Annotated in this window: 22 protein-coding genes; 8 read left to right on the top strand and 14 right to left on the bottom strand. The window is 36.1% G+C overall.

From position 1 onward, the window contains the following. Positions 1–90: 90 nt before the first annotated feature. The 8 genes from DRF65_RS15220 to DRF65_RS15180 form a co-directional block, all read right to left on the bottom strand. Entirely contained in the window at positions 91–1,065 is a 975-nt protein-coding gene (locus DRF65_RS15220; RefSeq protein ID WP_115971618.1) for an NAD-dependent epimerase/dehydratase family protein, read from the bottom strand. Continuing rightward, complete coding sequence (locus tag DRF65_RS15215) at positions 1,062–1,847, bottom strand: SDR family NAD(P)-dependent oxidoreductase (RefSeq protein ID WP_115971617.1); 786 nt, start codon at positions 1,845–1,847, stop codon at positions 1,062–1,064. Before DRF65_RS15215 ends, DRF65_RS15220 begins: the two co-directional genes overlap by 4 nt. Positions 1,848–2,000: 153 nt before the next feature. Further along, positions 2,001–3,095, bottom strand: a complete 1,095-nt coding sequence (locus tag DRF65_RS15210) for a helix-turn-helix domain-containing protein (RefSeq protein ID WP_115971616.1) — start codon at positions 3,093–3,095, stop codon at positions 2,001–2,003. A 32-nt stretch (positions 3,096–3,127) separates the two neighbouring features. Next, entirely contained in the window at positions 3,128–3,769 is a 642-nt protein-coding gene (locus tag DRF65_RS15205) for a rhomboid family intramembrane serine protease (RefSeq protein ID WP_115971615.1), read from the bottom strand. Positions 3,770–3,811: 42 nt separating this feature from the next. Continuing rightward, positions 3,812–6,403: a DNA gyrase/topoisomerase IV subunit A gene (locus tag DRF65_RS15200; protein ID WP_115971614.1), complete on the bottom strand. Its 2,592-nt coding sequence runs from the start codon at positions 6,401–6,403 to the stop codon at positions 3,812–3,814. 8 nt (positions 6,404–6,411) lie between these two features. After that, on the bottom strand, positions 6,412–6,828 hold the full coding sequence (locus DRF65_RS15195) for a hypothetical protein (RefSeq protein ID WP_228438737.1): 417 nt from the start codon (positions 6,826–6,828) through the stop codon (positions 6,412–6,414). Between the two features lie 88 nt (positions 6,829–6,916). Next, positions 6,917–8,803 (bottom strand): DNA topoisomerase IV subunit B, encoded by a 1,887-nt coding sequence (locus tag DRF65_RS15190; protein WP_115971612.1) that lies wholly within the window; start codon positions 8,801–8,803, stop codon positions 6,917–6,919. A 174-nt stretch (positions 8,804–8,977) separates the two neighbouring features. Beyond that, complete coding sequence (locus DRF65_RS15180; protein ID WP_115971675.1) at positions 8,978–9,520, bottom strand: DUF2867 domain-containing protein; 543 nt, start codon at positions 9,518–9,520, stop codon at positions 8,978–8,980. 464 nt (positions 9,521–9,984) lie between these two features. On the opposite strand from DRF65_RS15180, the gene DRF65_RS15175 reads away from it, so the two are divergent. The 5 genes from DRF65_RS15175 (at position 9,985) to DRF65_RS15165 (ending at position 12,268) form a co-directional block, all read left to right on the top strand. After that, positions 9,985–11,133, top strand: a complete 1,149-nt coding sequence (locus DRF65_RS15175; protein ID WP_115971610.1) for a methionine aminotransferase — start codon at positions 9,985–9,987, stop codon at positions 11,131–11,133. A 164-nt stretch (positions 11,134–11,297) separates the two neighbouring features. Then, positions 11,298–11,468 (top strand): hypothetical protein, encoded by a 171-nt coding sequence (locus DRF65_RS28475; RefSeq protein WP_165852237.1) that lies wholly within the window; start codon positions 11,298–11,300, stop codon positions 11,466–11,468. Positions 11,469–11,505: 37 nt separating this feature from the next. Further along, on the top strand, positions 11,506–11,694 hold the full coding sequence (locus tag DRF65_RS15170) for a bacteriocin (RefSeq protein ID WP_115971609.1): 189 nt from the start codon (positions 11,506–11,508) through the stop codon (positions 11,692–11,694). Between the two features lie 28 nt (positions 11,695–11,722). Then, positions 11,723–11,878 carry a hypothetical protein gene (locus DRF65_RS28470; protein WP_165852236.1) on the top strand — a complete coding sequence of 52 codons (156 nt, stop codon included), beginning with the start codon at positions 11,723–11,725 and terminating at the stop codon, positions 11,876–11,878. 198 nt (positions 11,879–12,076) lie between these two features. Further along, positions 12,077–12,268: a hypothetical protein gene (locus DRF65_RS15165; protein WP_115971608.1), complete on the top strand. Its 192-nt coding sequence runs from the start codon at positions 12,077–12,079 to the stop codon at positions 12,266–12,268. Between the two features lie 37 nt (positions 12,269–12,305). Here the strand turns inward: DRF65_RS15165 and DRF65_RS15160 are convergent, their stop codons facing one another. From DRF65_RS15160 to DRF65_RS15135, 6 genes are all read right to left on the bottom strand, one after another. Then, the gene (locus DRF65_RS15160; RefSeq protein ID WP_115971607.1) at positions 12,306–13,070 is read right to left on the bottom strand and encodes an SDR family NAD(P)-dependent oxidoreductase; all 765 of its coding nucleotides are present in this window, start codon (positions 13,068–13,070) and stop codon (positions 12,306–12,308) included. Positions 13,071–13,157: 87 nt separating this feature from the next. After that, complete coding sequence (locus DRF65_RS15155; protein WP_115971606.1) at positions 13,158–14,096, bottom strand: helix-turn-helix domain-containing protein; 939 nt, start codon at positions 14,094–14,096, stop codon at positions 13,158–13,160. A 91-nt stretch (positions 14,097–14,187) separates the two neighbouring features. Next, positions 14,188–14,967 (bottom strand): helix-turn-helix domain-containing protein, encoded by a 780-nt coding sequence (locus DRF65_RS15150; RefSeq protein WP_115971605.1) that lies wholly within the window; start codon positions 14,965–14,967, stop codon positions 14,188–14,190. 6 nt (positions 14,968–14,973) lie between these two features. Beyond that, positions 14,974–16,104, bottom strand: a complete 1,131-nt coding sequence (locus DRF65_RS15145; protein WP_115971604.1) for an MBL fold metallo-hydrolase — start codon at positions 16,102–16,104, stop codon at positions 14,974–14,976. Then, positions 16,101–16,754, bottom strand: a complete 654-nt coding sequence (locus tag DRF65_RS15140) for an NAD-dependent epimerase/dehydratase family protein (RefSeq protein WP_115971603.1) — start codon at positions 16,752–16,754, stop codon at positions 16,101–16,103. Before DRF65_RS15140 ends, DRF65_RS15145 begins: the two co-directional genes overlap by 4 nt. Before the next feature lies 1 nt (position 16,755). Beyond that, positions 16,756–17,781 (bottom strand): SDR family oxidoreductase, encoded by a 1,026-nt coding sequence (locus DRF65_RS15135; RefSeq protein WP_115971602.1) that lies wholly within the window; start codon positions 17,779–17,781, stop codon positions 16,756–16,758. Positions 17,782–18,012: 231 nt separating this feature from the next. Here DRF65_RS15135 and DRF65_RS15130 point away from each other — a divergent pair, with 231 nt between their 5' ends. The 3 genes from DRF65_RS15130 to DRF65_RS28465 are packed head-to-tail and all read left to right on the top strand — an operon-like array spanning position 18,013 to position 18,601. Continuing rightward, on the top strand, positions 18,013–18,219 hold the full coding sequence (locus DRF65_RS15130) for a hypothetical protein (protein WP_115971674.1): 207 nt from the start codon (positions 18,013–18,015) through the stop codon (positions 18,217–18,219). Between the two features lie 26 nt (positions 18,220–18,245). Beyond that, on the top strand, positions 18,246–18,404 hold the full coding sequence (locus DRF65_RS15125; protein WP_115971601.1) for a bacteriocin: 159 nt from the start codon (positions 18,246–18,248) through the stop codon (positions 18,402–18,404). A gap of 35 nt (positions 18,405–18,439) precedes the next feature. Continuing rightward, a complete protein-coding gene (locus DRF65_RS28465) occupies positions 18,440–18,601 on the top strand; it encodes a hypothetical protein (RefSeq protein ID WP_165852235.1) in 162 nt (53 codons plus the stop codon). Positions 18,602–18,658 lie beyond the last annotated feature (57 nt).

Here is an 18,658-nt window from a genome sequence, read left to right as displayed (position 1 = left end):
TTTGTCGGTTTTTTTATATTATGGATGAATAGTTTGAAACCTATGGCATCATCACAAAAGATATACTCAGTGGGAATATGCTGTATGAAATCAACTCTTCATTTCTTTAGATTTAAAATAGTCAACAGCATCTTCTATCGCTTTATCTATCGGCTGATATTGAATTTCCAGATCTTTTACTGATTTTTGATTGGAATAATAATTCTTGATTTGCAAAGCTTTCATATTGTAAGTGCTTAGCGCTGTGCTCACATTAAACATCCGCAACCTATCTCCTATCCATCCTAAAATAGATAAAATGATATTAGGAATAGGGATCATTATGGGTTTTTGCTCTGTTATTCTATTGATCTTTCTAAAAAAATCTTTATAGCTCAGGTTTTCATTCGCTAAAAGATATCTTTCCTTATCTTTTCCCTTTTCAATAGCCAAAATAACGCCATCGGCTGCATCTTCAGCGTGCACAAAATTCTTACCTCCTTTCGGATAAAAAATCATCTTCTTTTTCCAGGCCCAGAAAATTAATTTCCCTGAACTTGGTTTTACATCATAAGCTCCGATCATGAAAGCAGGATTCAGAATGACAACTTCTGTATTTCTACGATTCTCTAAAAGATAATTTTCAGCATTTAATTTACTTTGAGCATAGAAAGAATCTGTAAAAGGGTATTTCTGATTTTCATCTTCACTTCCCGGCTTTTCCTTGCTTCCATATCCGATTGTATTGGCTGAACTTACAAACAGGAACCTCTGTACGCCACAGGTTTCCGCCTGAGAGAAGAGATTTATAGTAATATCATAGTTTATTTTTTTATAATTTTCGTAACGGATCAGGTTCTGATTCGTTTCTGCAGCGATGTGAATGATGCAGTCAACATCTTTAAAGAACGAGGAAAGATCAGATGAAAGTTCTCCTTCAACCAGTTTCAGGTTTTCAGTTTTTTCACCCAGATATTTGCTTTTCTGGCGCACCAGAGCAATAACAGAATAACCATTTTGTAATAATTTAATGATGACATTGGTTCCCAGAAGCCCGGTAGCTCCGGTTACAAAAACTTTTTTCATGCTTCAATCTCTCTTTTAATCGCCCGGGTCATCAGGGGGAGTTTTATCCAAATCGGAAGAATCTTCATCATCAGCCAGCTGATTGGGTTCACCATAATTACGGAGTCTTTTTTTAATAGCTGCTGAATGCACCTGGCTGCTACTTTATCCGGATTTAAAAGCGTCAGCCTGCCAAAGAAACCTTGTTTTTCTATTCTTTTACAGACATCAGCATTGGTTTTCATAGCACCGGGATTCACTACACTTACAAAAACATTGGTATCTTTTAGTTCTTCATGCAATCCTCTGGAAAAGGAATGGATAAAGCTTTTGGAGGCAGGATATACTGTTTTAAAGCCTATCGGAGAAAATGCAGCCATGCTTGAAACATTCAGAATATAGGCATTGGGCTGCTTCAATAGATTAGGAAGCAGCTGATGGGTAATAAGGGATGTTGCCGTTACATTCACCTGCAAAATGGTATTGATATACTCAGAAGTTGCTTCGGTAAACTTTCTGGTACCGCCAAGTCCAGCATTATTGATCAGAATATGAATATTAAAAGATGAATTAAGCCATTCTGTAAGCTTCATTACATTTTCATTGACAGACAGGTCCACTTCGTAATAATAAGCCTTTATAGAGTGCTTTTCTTCAAGAGTAAGGGCAAGTTCATTTAAATTCTGATTGGGCAAGCTCACCAGAATGACATTGATCTTTTTCCTGGCCAGATGTTCTGCAAAAGCTTTTCCCAATCCCTGACTTGCTCCTGTAACCACAGCGTATGATTCTTTGGTATCCATAAGATTAAATTTTATGATACAAAACTATCACAGAAGCGGTCTTTTAATGTTCAGGATTATCTGAACGAACCTATTTTTAATGAAAAGACAAAATATTCACAAACAATTAAAAATCAAGCAATTAAACTTATAAACAAGGTGAAAGTTTATAAATCAGAACCTATTTTTAAACTCAGAAGGAGTCTGACCTGTTATTTTTTTAAAGGTGGTATTAAAAGAAGTCTTGGAATTGAAACCTGATTCATAAGCAATTCCCAGAATGGATAACTTGCTGTTCAAATCTTTAAGAAGGCTTTGGGCATACTCAACCCTGAACTCATTCACGTACTTGAAAAAATTCTTTTGAAAACCTGTATTAATCACATATGACAACTGATGGGTAGAAACGGATAAGATCTCTGCCAGCTTAATGAGATTCAGTTCACTATCCAGATAAGGTTTCCGGGTTTCCATAATATTTCCAAGCTTCGTTTTGATCCTTACCAGCTCTTCATCAGAGATCAGCTTCTTTTTCACTTCTTCTGAATCAGGATTATCATCTATCGAGATCAATTCTTCACGTTGTTTTTCTTCCAGAGGATAGATCTCTTTCTGTTTTAAAGAATAGTAACCGACACAATAAATAACCACCAGAAATATGGCATTGATAAAGAAATTTAAAGACTTGGGATCATAAAACAGATTGTAAACCACATAGATGATGTTTACAACAAGAATCACCAGGATAATATATTCCAGCCAGTTTAAATTGATTCCTTCTGTATTGGAAGAAAACTGCTGGATTTTCCGCTGATGTTTTCTGATGGTGATATAAGAGATTACAGTATAAAACAATGCCTGAACCATAATCAGGATAATGCTCAGAAACTCGAAAGGCTTGGTATATCCCAGACCTGTCAGTACAAGACACATCATGAATGCCGCCGGAAACAACAGAAATTTTAAATCTGTTATTCTAAATGTAAAAGAAGGATTGGTATAAAATAATACACTAAAGTAAAAAAAGACAGGCGTCAGATATTGTACAAACCTTACCAAAAAAAGGGAATGGAACTCTATTGCTGAGCCGGTTATCAGGAAAAGCACTTCATCCATCCAGAAGGTAGACCAAAGAAAAAGAAAGATTCCAAAACAGAAATTGGCTTTCCGGTTAACTTTTAAAGGGTTTGCAATCTTCAGCAGAGATAGCAAAACCAATGAACCATAGATAAGTATCACGATGAAACTATTGAATTCTGATGTGTTCATTGGTTTTGATATTTTAAATTAAAAATAATCTTTTATCCTATTCGTTTCCTGACGAAAATCTGATAGCCCAGATAAATCAGCGGAAGTGACATCACTCCCAGGAAAAGTATGTTGCTCATCGCCAGCTGCGGATGCAGTACAATAGAATAAACAAGTCCGAAGAAAGCACCTCCAAGGTGAGCTGCGTGCCCCAGGTTATCCCATTGCTTAGGATTCAGCATCATGTATACGGAATATCCGAAATACAGTGTTCCGAACAGCCATCCCGGTAAGAAATTCACGCTGATCTCATTTGGGGCCATAGCTATGGAAGCAAAAATGATTCCCGAAACAGCTCCGGAAGCTCCGATCGCGGAATACCAAGGCTGTTTCTGATAAATCTGTAAACTGAATAAGTTTCCAAGAATCATCGACCCAAAATAGATAATCAAAAATCCTATTTCTCCAAAGAAATGCACCACCACTCCCTGAAAGAAGTATAGGGAAAGCATATTGAAAAACAGGTGCATAAAGTCTGCATGCAAAAATGCAGAACTGATCAGCCTTATATATTCTTTACGGTTGGCAATCGCTCCAACATTGAATTTATATTTTTCAAATAGCCCTGTATTATTGAATCCCACATAACTAAATATACAGGTAACTGCAATAATGATCAAAACAACTATATCCATCTGATGTTTTTATTATATTCTTTATTATAAGCTTTATAGGGCTTATTCTGTTTCTATTTCTCCATCTGCCTCAAACAGATCTCCTATAATACCGCCATCTTCATCCATATCTCCCATGGATTCCGGTTCTTCATAGATTTCAGGTTCTTCTTCTACAGGTTCAGGAATAGTGATATTGATTGCTTTTACTTTAAATTTAGTAAACTGGTTACCAATTGCTTTTATTCCTTTTACGGTAATGAATTCATCAATATTAATGGTTTCCGCATCACGTTCTTTGCCTTTATCTTTTGTGAAAATAATTTCTGCTGTTGCATCATTAGCCACAATTACATTCTCTATAAATGACTTAGGATGTTCAGATGGCATAAAGGTCTGTACGTTAACAGTATTTTCCAGTAGGAATCTCTTGATGAAATAAATGTCCTTTTCCCCATCATAGTAGATACACGTAATTGGCTGTGCAGGTCTCCATTTTTCCAATACCAGATATTCGTCATCGAAACGGTTCCCAAGATCAAACGAAACAAGCTTTACTTCTCCATTGGTATTGATGGTTAAAATTTTATCATCACCTTTGAAACTCCCCAGCAAACTACCTCTTGCATCAGCATTCAGTCTTCTTACTGTATCATCAAACCAGATTCTTCTTGGGGCCAGTGTAGAAACACCTTCTTCTTTAAGATCTACTTTCTTCACTGCATATTTGGTTACCAGATTCCCTTTGGAATCACGTCCTTTAATTGCCAGATCAGAGAAATTGATCTCCATTTTATTCTTTCTGATTCTCGGATTTGGTTTTAAAAGAACAGTAACGGTTTCCGCTTCACCATTAGGATTTGCTGAAAAATATAATGTTTCTGAACCTTTTTTGTCTGAAGCCAGCGGATAATCTGTATTTCGGGTTACTCCCGTCACAGAAAAACGTTTCATATAATAAGGTCCTTCCCTACCTTCACGGTAGATCATGTTGTAGACTGTTCTCTTATCATTTTTCTTCCATATGGCAACATGAAGAATGTCTTTTCCAACAAAGGTTTTAGCCTCCACTTTTACGACTTTCATGCTACCGTCTTTTCTGAAAATAATGATATCATCTATATCTGAACAATCAAAAAGGTACTGATCTTTCTTCAGTGAGGTTCCGATGAAGCCTTCTTCAAAATTGGCATAGAACTTCTCATTGGCTACAGCTACTTTCGTTGCATCAATGGTATCAAAGATTCTAAGTTCTGTTTTTCTCTGCTTATCTTTTCCGTATTTCTTCTGGATATTCAGATAGTAATCGATAGCATATGTAATCAGGTTGGCAAGATGGTGCTTTACCTGCTCAATTTTACCTTCCAGAGCAGCTATATTTTCTTTAAATTTATCTAAATCGAATCTTGAAATTCTCTTGATCCTGATCTCTGTTAATTTTAAAATATCTTCTTCCGTTACCGCTCTTAAAAGATGTTTGGTATGAGGTTTTAATCCTATATCAATAGTTTTTAAAACATCTTCCCAGCTCTTCACCTCTTCAATATCGTGGTAAATCCTGTTTTCGATGAAGATTCTTTCCAGTGAGGAGAAATGCCAGCTTTCCTGAAGCTCATGAAGTTCTATTTCAAGCTCTTTTTTAAGCAATGAAACCGTATGATCGGTATTCGTTTTCAGAATATCGGAAACATTCATGAACATTGGTTTATCACCTACAATCACACAGGCATTCGGAGAAATCGTTACCTGACAGTCTGTAAAGGCATACAGCGCATCAATTGTCTTATCCGGAGACACATCATTATGAATATGAATCAGGATTTCAACTTTATCGGATGTATTGTCTTCAATTTTCTTAATCTTGATCTTTCCTTTCTCATTGGCTTTTAAGATAGAATCGATCAGGTCACTCGTTGTTTTGGAATAAGGAAGTTCAGAGATCACCAGCATATGTTTATCCGTCTGGGTGATTTTAGCTCTGGCTCTTACTTTTCCTCCTCGGTGACCGTCATTATATTCTGATACATCAAGATAACCAGCGGTTAAAAAATCCGGGTAAATCTCAAATTTCTTACCTTTTAAATGGGCAACAGATGCATTGATAAGTTCGTTGAAGTTATGCGGAAGGATCTTGGTGGAAAGTCCAACTCCAATTCCTTCCACTCCCTGAGCAAGAAGCAAAGGAAATTTTACAGGAAGGTCTATTGGCTCGTTATTTCTACCATCATAGGATTTTGTCCATTCCGTAGTTTTAGGGTTAAAGACTACTTCCAGGGCAAAAGGGGTCAGTCTGGCTTCAATATACCTCGCTGCTGCTGCAGAATCTCCAGTATAGATGTTCCCCCAGTTTCCCTGAGTATCAATCAGTAGTTCTTTCTGCCCAACCTGCACCATGGCATCTGTAATGGAAGCATCACCGTGAGGGTGATATTTCATGGTATTTCCCACGATGTTGGCCACCTTATTGTAACGGCCATCTTCCAGTTCCCGCATAGAGTGCATAATTCTTCGCTGAACAGGCTTAAGCCCGTCAAATATCGAAGGAATGGCCCTATCCAAAATTACATAGGAAGCATAATCCAGAAACCAGTCTTTGTAAAGACCGGAAACCTTCTTTAAGCTTTCACCCTCATGCGAATATTCTTCTGTCGTCATCTGTTATATTAATCTTTTTTCTCTTTATTGGTTTTTACCACTTTATTCAGAGAGAGTTTTAAATCGTTTACTTCTTTTCTGGTCAAATAAGAGATCTGGTACTTCAGAATAGTAGATCCATTATTCTTACTTGAGACGGTAATGTATAGTCTTTTGATGAAGAAAATACTTACTACGTCATATTTTATCAGTTTATACTTTGGAAATTCATCATGAAGAGCCTTGCTTAAAAAGGGAATGATATTCCTGTTCTTAAAATGCAGTGCTTCTCCGTCACTGTCATATTCAAAAATCTGTCTTCCATTCAGAAAAAAAAATATCAGCAACAATACAGGAATGATAACCATCAGATAACTTTCATTACCTAATGCATGAAACCTATAATCATTGGCTAAAAATCCTATTATTCCAAACACTACCATCATAATTAGCAGTGTATTTATAAAGTTATAAAATGATGTTTTACTACGGTTACTTAATCTCATTGTGATTCTTATGCGGTGTTCATTAGCTTTAGCTATTTACTTCATCAAGAATGGTTTTTTTATCAATATCCGAATCGTCTTCCACTACCAGGTTCTCAAGAATGAAAGTCTGTCTGTCCGGTGTATTTTTACCCATATAAAACTCCAGTAGCTGGTCTATGGTCTGGTCTTTTCCAATTACCACCGGTTCTAAACGGATATCTTTACCTATGAAATGCTTAAATTCATCCGGAGAAATCTCTCCCAACCCTTTGAATCGGGTAATTTCAGGATTTTTTCCAAGATCATTCAAAGCTTTTACTCTTTCTGCTTCTGAATAGCAGTATCTTGTTTCTTTTTTATTTCTAACCCTGAATAATGGGGTCTGAAGAATATAGAGGTGGTTATTTTTAATCAGATCTGGAAAAAATTGCAGAAAGAATGTAATCATCAACAGACGGATGTGCATTCCATCGACATCGGCATCAGTTGCAATAATTACCTGATTGTATCTCAGGTCTTCCAAACTTTCTTCAATATTTAAAGCAGCCTGAAGAAGATTGAATTCTTCATTCTCATACACCACTTTCTTCGTTAGTCCATAGCAATTCAGAGGCTTCCCTTTTAGTGAGAATACCGCCTGAGTTTCTACGTCTCTCGATTTCGTGATCGATCCGGATGCAGAATCTCCCTCGGTGATAAAGATCTGTGTATCTCCTTTTCTTTCAGCTTTTTGGTCGTTGTAATGCTGTCTGCAGTCACGAAGTTTTTTATTGTGAAGAGAAACTTTTTTAGCTCTTTCTCTTGCCAGTTTCTGGATTCCGGAAAGTTCTTTTCTCTCTCTTTCAGAGATCAGAATTTTTCTCTGGATTGCTTCTGCAATTTCAGGATTCTTGTGTAAGAAATTATCCAGTTTGCTTTTCAGAAAATCAATAATAAAAGTCCTTACAGTAGGGCCATTCGGTCCCATATCATTAGATCCCAGCTTTGTTTTGGTCTGAGATTCAAAAACAGGTTCTTCCACATTGATAGAAATCGCTGCAATGATTGATTTTCTGATATCGGAAGCATCAAAGTTTTTATTAAAGAATTCACGGATCGTTTTCACATAGGCTTCACGAAAAGCATTAAGGTGAGTTCCCCCTTGCGTTGTATTCTGTCCGTTAACAAATGAAAAATAGGTTTCCATTTGTGATTTATCGGAATGGGTAATCGCCAATTCAATATCGTCCCCTTTTAAATGAACGATCGGATATAAAGTATCGCTTTCCAGTTCTTCTTCCAAAAGATCCTTCAGACCGTTTTCAGAAAAATAAGTTTCCCCGTTGAATAATATTTTCAGTCCGGGATTCAGATATGCATAATTGCGGAGCATTCTTTCGATATACTCTTTTCTATATTTGAAATGCAGGAAAATATCCCCATCCGGAATAAATGAAATTTCAGTTCCATTTCTGTCTGAGGTTTCTTTTTCATCAAAGTTTTCCGTGATTATTCCGCGGGAAAATTCCGCCATTTTCATTTTCCCGTCACGGAAAGAACGTACTTTGAAATATTCTGAAAGGGCATTTACCGCTTTCGTTCCGACTCCGTTCAGCCCGACCGATTTTTTGAAGGCTTTACTGTCGTATTTACCTCCGGTATTCATTTTGGAAACGGCATCTACCATTTTTCCCAGCGGAATTCCACGACCAAAGTCACGAATGGTAACCTTGCCGTCATCCAGCTTTATTTCAATTCTTTTACCGGATCTCATCCTGAACTCATCAATGGAATTATCCAGGATTTCTTTAAGCAAAATGTAAATACCGTCATCAGCAGATGAACCGTCACCGAGCTTCCCGATGTACATGCCGGGACGCAGACGGATATGTTCCTGCCAATCGAGGGTTCTGATATTCTCTTCGGAGTAGGTTGGATTTATTTCTTGTGACATATATGATTTCAGCAAACATACAAAAATACGAAATTGTCCAAAATTATCCGAATTTTAGTCTTCATTTTTTTATCAACATTCTTCCTGAAATCAGTATTCATATCATAAAAAGTAGACTTAAAGGGATAAAGAATAAAGGGCAAGTGTCTATATTCCGACAATTACCCTTTACAATTATTGTTTAGTACTCTCCAGCTGGCCAATTATATTTTTAAGCATAACCGGAACAATTAATTTATGAAATGGACGAACCGGCAGAAAATATAGCACTCCCAGCCAGTTATGAAATTTTACGGCAGTGGAAATCGTTAAAGAATTTTCATCCTGTCCTCCTTGATTTTTATCGAACAAAAGAGAGACTCTGAAGTCCAGATGTTTATCATCTTCCCCAAGAATAATCTCATTACTGGTCTTATCGAACACCTTGAAAATCCCTACCCGTTCCCCTACTTCACAGGTAAAGGAATCAGAATCTTTTACCGGAACAGTCTCTGCTCCTGTTTTGAGACCGAATAATTTCACCACCTTGTTTCTGAAGGCAAACATCTTTTTTCCCCATTTAGGCCCACTTGTAAAAAAGGCTTTTCCAATTTGTGTAATATTAAAATTCTGCCCATTACCAACCAGCCCACCTACAAAACTGTCAGCATAATCAAACTCTTCTTTTCCTTGAGCCAAAATGGATTTTGCCGGAAACTCAATCTTCTTAATTTTCATGATCATTGGTTTAAAATTATTTTTAGCATAACAAATGTAAACATCATCGAACATATCTAAAAGTAAAAAGTTATATTTTTTAAACAATTGTTTAAAGTTATTTTTTACTGCTGAAAATTCTAAGAGAATTTGTTGAAAAATGCGATGACGCAATTTTTTGGATTCATGCGGTTGTAAGACGCAAGGATTTTATCTCCGATAAAATTGATTACGGATAGATTTTATACAGGTTACACCAGAATCTTAAAGATTAATATTTTTTAATAGCTACGAATACACTAATCAGTTCATTAGCACATTCGTGGCAAAAGTAAAGTGTATACCTGAGAATCTTTGATTCTCTTGTACCTTAAAAACAGTTCCTCTTATAAATTCTTTGCACCATTGAGTTTCCCAACCTAAAACTATTTTAATGACTTATTTAAATAATTCATTAAATTCGGTATCAACAAAATCTGTTTTTTATGATACACCTTCCTTTATCTAAGCTTTCCAATGTAGGAACCACCATTTTCAGTCAGATGACACAGCTGGCCAATGAAAATGAAGCGATTAATCTTTCTCAGGGGTTTCCTGATTTCATGCCGGATCCTGAATTGCTGAACAATGTAGATCACTTTATTAAAAAAGGCTTCAATCAGTATGCACCATTGGGAGGAATGATTGCTTTAAAGGAAGAGATAGCAAGGAAAATAGAGAACAGCCATCAGGCTGCTTATCATCCGGATTCGGAAATTACCGTTACTGCAGGGGGAACTCAAGCTATATTTACCGCTATTGCTACTTTTATTAAGAAAGATGATGAAGTGATTATTTTTGAACCGGCTTATGATTGTTACGAACCTACCGTTGAGCTTTTCGGAGGCATTGTAAAAAGATTCGAAATGAAAGCTCCGGATTATAAAATCGACTGGATTGCTGTAAAAAACCTGATCAGCGACAAAACTAAAATGATCATCCTGAATAATCCTAACAATCCTTCCGGAAAAATCTTACAAGAAGAGGATATTAAAGCACTAATTCAATTGGTAAAGGGAACTTCTATTCTTATTTTGAGCGATGAAGTATATGAGAATATTGTTTTTGATGGAAAACAGCATTTAAGTATCTGTAAATATCCTGAATTAAAAGAAAGAAGTCTTCTTGTGGCTTCATTCGGAAAACTTTTTCACGTTACGGGATGGAAGGTAGGATACTGTGCAGCTCCAAAAGCTTTAACCGATGAATTCAGAAAGGTACACCAGTTCAATGTTTTCTGTGTAAACACCCCTATTCAGCTTGCTTTGGCAGAGTATATGAAAAATGACGAGCATTATATCCATCTTAATCAGTTCTTTCAGGAGAAAAGAGATTTTCTGAGAAAAGGGCTTTCCGGGACTTCTTTTGAACTTTTGGATTGTGAAGGAACTTACTTCCAGGCTGTAAAATATTCTAAAATTTCGGATAAAAATGATTTTGATTTTGCCAGCGAACTGACAATTAATCATAAAGTAGCCACTGTTCCATTTTCTTCTTTTTATAAAAATAAGCTGAATGAAAATGTAATCCGGCTATGTTTTGCCAAGAAACAGGAAACGCTGGAAAGAGCTTTAGAAAATCTTTCAAAACTATAATGATGTAAGGTTCACCGGAAGTATTGTAAGCCCGGCATCAAGGAACTTATTCATTATCAGAAGTAAGTAATAAATTACGATATTTATATTTTTTCTTCAAAAGGTGATTTAATGTTAAAACTTTTCATATATTCGTAATAACTAACTTATTAAAAATCAGAATCATGAAAAACAAAACATTAGCAAAAGCAAAGCATTTAAATAAAAAAGAGCTGCGCACGATCAATGGAGGACTTTTAATGTGTCTTGATGCTTCATTAAGATGCAGACAGTATCATCCTAAGTGTGCAGAAGATCAATGTAAGCCGGGACAGCCACAACAGCCTTGGGATTAATTCCTGAACAATAAGTAACATCTCAAATATCACGATTATGAAAACAGATATTCTACTGAAGAGACTTAGTAAAAAAGAATTAAAGACTATTGCTGGAGGTATGCTGGACTGTATGCCTGCTCAGAAAGTCTGTCTGCCTCATATGGAGCCATGCAATTCTAATGTTGATGAAAATGGCTGTGCTATGATTTCTCCTCATTGCGGACAAAAAATATGCAGACCTTAATAGCAGCCAATTTAACACAATCTAAACTATGAAAAACAATATCGAACTTAACGGAAGAAAATTGAACAAGAAACAACTGATCACCATCAAAGGCGGGCTGAAAATCTGCAGACCGGAAGGCTTTACAGAATGTAAAGAATATGGGAAATTCTGTGGTGAACCGGAATGTAAAGCTCCTTTATAGTTCAACAAAACTCTACATCATAAAAAAGTCTATCTCCAATAGGGATAGACTTTTGTTTTTGTATGTTACTATTTACAGGCAATACAACAACACCCCTATTAATTTGATACAATCACAAAACTTATTTTTCTCTCATACGGGATTTACAATTGGTATTTTCCGTATATTCGTTATACATAACTTACTAAATATCAAACCATGAACAAACAAAATTTAAACAGAGGAAAAAAACTAGCCAAGAAAGAGTTGGAAATGATTACAGGAGGAGGAGATGTAAGATGTAAAATCTATGGGGACCGATGTTATTATTATGGCCCGGGATGCAGGGAAAAAGAATGTCAGCCACCCGTTCCTGTTGATCCGATTGACGATTACTTAATAATTATATAAAATAAGAACCGGCATACTTTACCGGTTCTTATTGTTATTAAAGAAACATTCCTCCTGAAACTTCAATTCTTTGCCCGTTAATCCAGCCAGCGTCATCTGTACATAGAAAAGCCACTACCCCACCGATATCATCTGGAAGGCCTACTCTACCCAAAGCTGTAGAACCGGATACCATATCATTGATTTCTTTATTATCTCTTACTCTTCCGCCACCGAAATCCGTTTCAATAGCTCCGGGAGCTATTACATTTGCTTTTATTTTTCTGGGACCCAATTCTTTGGCCATATATTTTGTAAGCATTTCCACTCCTGCTTTTATAGAACCATAGACAGAAGAGCCTGGTGTTGCAAACCTTGCCAGCCCTGAAGAAATATTAATAATTCCTCCACCATCATTGATGAAAGGCAGTAGTTTCTGAGTTAAGAAGAACACTCCTTTGAAATGAATGTCTACCATATCATCCATCTGGTCTTCCGTAACTTCTGTAATAGGTGAATATAAAGCTGTTCCAGCATTATTAACCAGGTAATCAATATGAGAATTACCGGTAGTTTCTTCTAGGTGACGGGTAACATTTTTAATAAAATTATCAAAGCTTTTACGGTCTTTTGTATCTAACTGAAATGCTGCTGCATTCCTTCCTATAGCTTTTATTTCATCTACAACAGCTTCTGCTTCTTCCTCATTGTTTCTATATGTAATGATCACATCAAGTCCTTTTTGCGCAATCTTAAGTGCCGAGTTTTTACCTAAACCTCTGTTTCCTCCGGTTACCAATGCTATTTTTGTCTTTGTTTCCATATTTTGGGTTGTTTTAGTGATACAAAGTTGGAATATTTACAGCAAAAAGCATTTACCCGAATCAATCCGAAATTTGCAAAATTCAAATCATGCACGGAATTCTAAAGGAGTAAACGATGTTTTTCTCTTGAAAAAGTTTGAAAAGTGGGCTATTTCTTCAAAGCCGAGAGTATAAGAGATTTCAGATATATTCCATTGGGTTTGTCTCAAAAGGATCTTCGCTTCCTGGATAATTCGGTCACCAATAAATTCAGTAGTGGTTTTGCCGGTGCTTTCTTTTAATCTTTTATTGAGATAATTAACATGCACTGATAATCTTTCAGCGTAGTCATTGGCAGCTCTCAGTTGTAACCGTTGTTCCCTTGATTCAATGGGAAACTGCCTTTCCAACAATTCTATAAATAGAGATACTACTCTTATGGACGCATCTTTTGAAACTGAAATTTTTGTAGCAGGCTGCAGTTTTTGTCCATAATGAATAAGCTCCCAGACGTAATTTCTGATCAGATCATATTTAAATATATAATCCGAATCTATTTCTTTTTTTATTTTTTTAAAGAGAAGTTCTATTTCATCTGCCCAGTCATCATCAATTTCAAATATAGGAACCGCCCCAGGCTGAAAAATAGGCAGATTTTCCAAGGTATTGTAAGAGGCTTCTTTCATAAAAAAGTCTTCCGTAAATACACAAAAACTTCCTGATTGCTGAGCATTCTCCGGAATCCAATGGTAAGGAACCTTAGGAGTGGCAAACAGCAATGCATTTCTTTCTATGGAAACGGTCTTATCGGCATACTCGGCTCTGTTTTTCCCTCTGATCAAACTTATTTTGTAATATTTCCGTCTGTTATAGGGCATTTCTGAAGTATTCCGTACTCTTTCAAGGGTTTGAGCAATGTCGAATACATTAAAGTGACCAATATCTTTGTGGAGGCCTTTGGGAAAAATATCTTCCAAGCTTTTCCCCAGCTTGGCAGTCATTTCCCTGTAAAAATCTTCTAGTGAAGCATGGGCTAATTTTTCCATAACAGATAACTTGTAAAATTCAAATATACAAAGTTATGAGGTCTCTTTTTTATCAGTCTTTTTTTCAATATTAAGAATCTGCTTATTCCTGTTAAAGATTCTTGGCTGATATTCCGAACTCTTTTTTGAAAGCAAAAGAAAAGTGTGAAAAATCTTCAAAACCGAGATCTAGATAAATATCGCCTGGTCTTAGTTTTTTCTCTTCAATAAGAAAACGAGCTTCCTGTAATCGTCTTTTTACTAACCAGCGATTGGGTGTTTCATTAAAGATCTTTTTAAAATCTCTTTTAAATGCTGATAAACTTCGTCCTGTAAGAAAAGCCAATCTCTCTACATTCACATTGAATTTATAGTTTTTTTGCATAAACTGCTCAAGATCCAAACGCCCCGGAATTCCAAAATCAAAAAGGACATCTGCTAATTCAGGATGTATTTGCAGGAGAATGAGTAAAAGTTCTTCTCTTTTTACATCAGAAAAAGCACTGCTGATATTCCCTGAATCTGTATAATAAGGTTCTAATGAAATTAAAAAATGATCTATTAGTTTGTCTTTTTTTATGGAAATAAATGCATCTTTTGAATTAAATTTCTGAAAAGACAGGGTATGCTTTTTCAGAAATTCTTTCAAAAACAATTCGTCAAAGATAAAAACCACCTTTTCAAATTCATCATTGTCTTTCTGTTTATTATAACGTGCCAGTCTATTTTTCCTTACGACACAGCTATTCCCAGGCTTAAGGGTGTAGTGTTTATTTCCATCATAACCATTCATTGTTCCCTTTGCCAGAAAAAGGAAGAAATGTTCTGATATAAACTGCTCAGGAGAAATAAGAGGTCCCACAAAGCAGGATTTTATTTCAGTAATCTTCATTTTGCATTATTTTACGTTTTTCCACCATTGTTTAAAAGTTTGAGCTCCATCATCCAATCTCACCACCTCACCTATTATTGGGGTAGCCAGACTGTAGTTTTTTGATTGGGACAAGGCATAAATTCGGTTAAGAGGTTCATTCCACGGATGCCTTGCAAGGGTAAACTTAGAGTGATGAACGGGCAATAGGTTTTTCGCTTTTAATTCAGCAGTTGCCAATGCCACTTCTTCAGGCAGTTCATGGACGGATTGCCAGGCTTTGTTATACTGTCCACACTCCATGATTGCCCAGTCTACAGCAGGATGATCTGCAGCTATTTTCTTAAAACGGTCACTATATCCGCCATCCCCGCTATAATAAATATTCATCGCTGAAGACTGAATGAAAAAAGACAGCCACAATGCCTGTGAATCTTTAAATCCCCTACCTCCTGCATGATGAGTATTCTCTGTATATATTGCAAAGCCCTGTTTTACTTCCAGCTTATCTCCCCAATCTTTTTCGATAATTTGCTTAGGTTTATACCCCCATTTTTCATAATGTGCTCCTGCTCCCAAACCACAAACCACAAATTTCACTTTAGATTGTAGTGCTTTTACAGTCTCATAATCCAGATGATCATAGTGATCATGGGAAAGTAGCATATAATCAATTTCAGGCATATCGGCTACGGTATATACATCACTTCCTTTATAAGCTTTTACCCCCCATGGCAAAGGAGATGCTTTACCACTGAAAACAGGATCCACCAAAATTTTAATCCCATCTACCTGTAAAAAGAAAGATGAATGCCCAAACCAAACCAATATATTCTCATGAGAGGGAATAGCCTTTAAATTTGTTTTCACGGAGGGTAAAACACCTTCAGGTTCGGTATTCGGATAAGTTTCAACCAGGGATTTCCAAATTTCTTCTATAAAACTGTATCCCGGAGTAATAACAGGCTTTTCTTCAAGATTCCTGAATTTTCCGTTTTTGTAGTGAACTGATTCTTTTATGGATGCCAGTCTTTCACCTTCAGGAAGTGCTCCGAACTGAGGCTGTTTCATATAAAAATAAACGGTAACCGTCACGATTAAAATGAGGCACAGTAAAACAGCGCCTACAGTTTTGATTATTGTTAAAAATTTTTTCATCGGGCAGCTTCTTTTATATCCTTTACTTCCAGTACAGCACTCTTATATCCATTTTCAGCACAATGAATCATTGACAGTCCTACTTCTTCCATTGTACAGATCCAATCAGGAAATAGTAAATACCATACGGGAGACAAGGCCTCAAAAAAACGATAAATAAAACGAACATTTTTCTGTCCTTTTACCGGTTTCATAAATCCGGGGCGAAAGTTATAAACTGCTTTAAAAGGCAGTTTCAGCAGGGCATTTTCTGTCCGTCCTTTTACTCTTGCCCACATTAGTTTTCCTTTCTCTGTACTGTCTGTACGATTTCCGAAGACATAAATAAAAGTCATAGTTTTGTTTATTTGAGATAATATTTCTGCGAAAGGTAACACAAAATCATAAGTCTTCCGGGTAAAACTTTCTTCAGTTTCTCCTACAGAACTTACTCCTGCACAAAAGAAGCAGGCATCATATTCCTTAAGTTCTGTACTGTAATTGTTAATTTCAGAAAAATCTTTTATAATAAGCTCTTTAAGCTTATTATGCTTACGTTCTGAAGATTTTCTGCTGACAGTTAATACTTCCGTGACTTCCGGATTATTAAGACACACCAGTAAAACTCCTTCTCCCACCAATCCTGTTGCTCCTGTGATGATTACTTTCATTTTAAATCTGGTTAAATTTAAATAAACTTTCTGCAGCAGTCACAATGGCTTCTTCGGCACTTCTGGGTTTCCAATGTAACAATGCTTTCGTTTTTTCATTACTTGCTTTTTTTACCAGACCTAAATGTGGAACAATCATTTTAATCTTCGGATTGAAAACTGACAACAATCGTATTACCCAGCTTGGCAACTCCTTTGTTGGAACTTTATGGGCAACATCCCCTAGGTTTCTTCTTAAGATTTTTGCAACATCCAACATCGACAGTGCTTCCCCGGCAACAGCAATGAAACGCTGACCGTTTGCTTCAGGCATTGTTAGGGCTCTAAAATGAAGATTTGCTACATCCCGGACATCCACATATCCTGTAATGAGTTTAGGACAACCTTTCATTTCTCCGTTCATCATTTGTCTTATAATCTGGATAGAATGGGCATAGTCAGTTGATAAAACAGGCCCCATAACAGTTGTTGGATTAACTACAGATAATTCCATGCTCTCCCCTTCACTTTGTATAAATTCCCAGGCTGCTTTCTCAGAAATGGTTTTAGAACGCTGATAAGGAAAGACTGTATCATTAAGAACTGTCCAGTCTTCTTCTGTATAAGGTGTATCTTTCAGAGTTCCGTAGCTTACTGCACCAAAAGCAGATGTCAATACAACTCTTTTCACTCCCGCTTTCTTTGCTGCCCGCAATACAAATAAAACTCCATTCTTAGCAGGAATAACAAAATCATCTTCTGTTTTTGCATCTGTATTGGGAGTAGGTGATGCTGTATGCATAACATACTGACAACCTTCAGCAGCTTTATCCCAACTAGCTTCATTTTGTAAATCAGCTTCGGTAAAAGATATATCTTCAAAAGAAGTGATTCCACCCTCTTTAAGCATTTCCTTTACCAATTCTGCTTTTTTAAGGGAACGGAATGTAGCTTTCACTTTATACCCGTTATTAAGCAAAGTGATTATACAATAACAGGCAATAAATCCTGAACCACCAGTTACCAGAACCGTTTCTTTTTTTTCCATTTTCTCACGTATTTATAAAGCAAATCTCCTGATTAAAACACAGATAGAGTTTGTTGAAAAGTTCTTTTTTATATGTTGAAAGGTTCATCATATTGAAGAAGATCAATTTAGCCTCAATTACTAATTTAAATGCATTTTATTAAAATAATTATCATTTTATCTATAAACAGTGATTTATATTCAATTATTTTCACTACATTCGTCATAACTAACTCACTAAAAATCAAATCAATGAAAAATCAATTTTTACAATTCGGGAAAAAGCTTAATAAAAAAGAACTTACAAAGATTAGAGGAGGATTACTGAACTGTATGGAATCGGTACTTTGCCCCACTCCATATGAACCATGTGAATCTCCATATCCTAATGGCTGTACCATTATTTCACCTGTCTGCGGACAAAAAGAGTGCAGACCAGAACCCATCACTATAGAATAATTCTCAAATCTCTTAAAATTAATACTATGAATAACGGCAAAAAACTGAATAAAAAAGAATTAAAATCCATCAAAGGTGGATTACAGATGTGTCTTGATCCTGAAACAAGACGATGCATAGATACTGGAATACGATGCGCGGAAAGAGAGTGCAGATATGTACCTGAACCTCCATTTCCATTTTAAAAGATAAAATTTTAAACATTTTTAAAACTCAAACCATGAAAAATAAAAACCTGAACAACGGAAATAAATTAAATAAAAAAGAGCTAAGAAGTATTACCGGAGGATTAAGACAGTGTATAGATCCTACGACTGGCAGATGCAGGGTTTTCGGTTGGGGATGTGCTGAGGAACAATGCAGACCCGTATTGGAACCATAGAGAGATATACCCCCAGTTGATTAATACTATAAATCCATTTTTAAAATAGAGAATTAT

This window comes from Chryseobacterium pennae, assembly GCF_003385515.1.
GTDB lineage: Bacteria > Bacteroidota > Bacteroidia > Flavobacteriales > Weeksellaceae > Chryseobacterium > Chryseobacterium pennae.
Note: the sequence above shows the minus strand (reverse complement) of the source record. Positions and strands in the feature narration are given on the sequence as shown.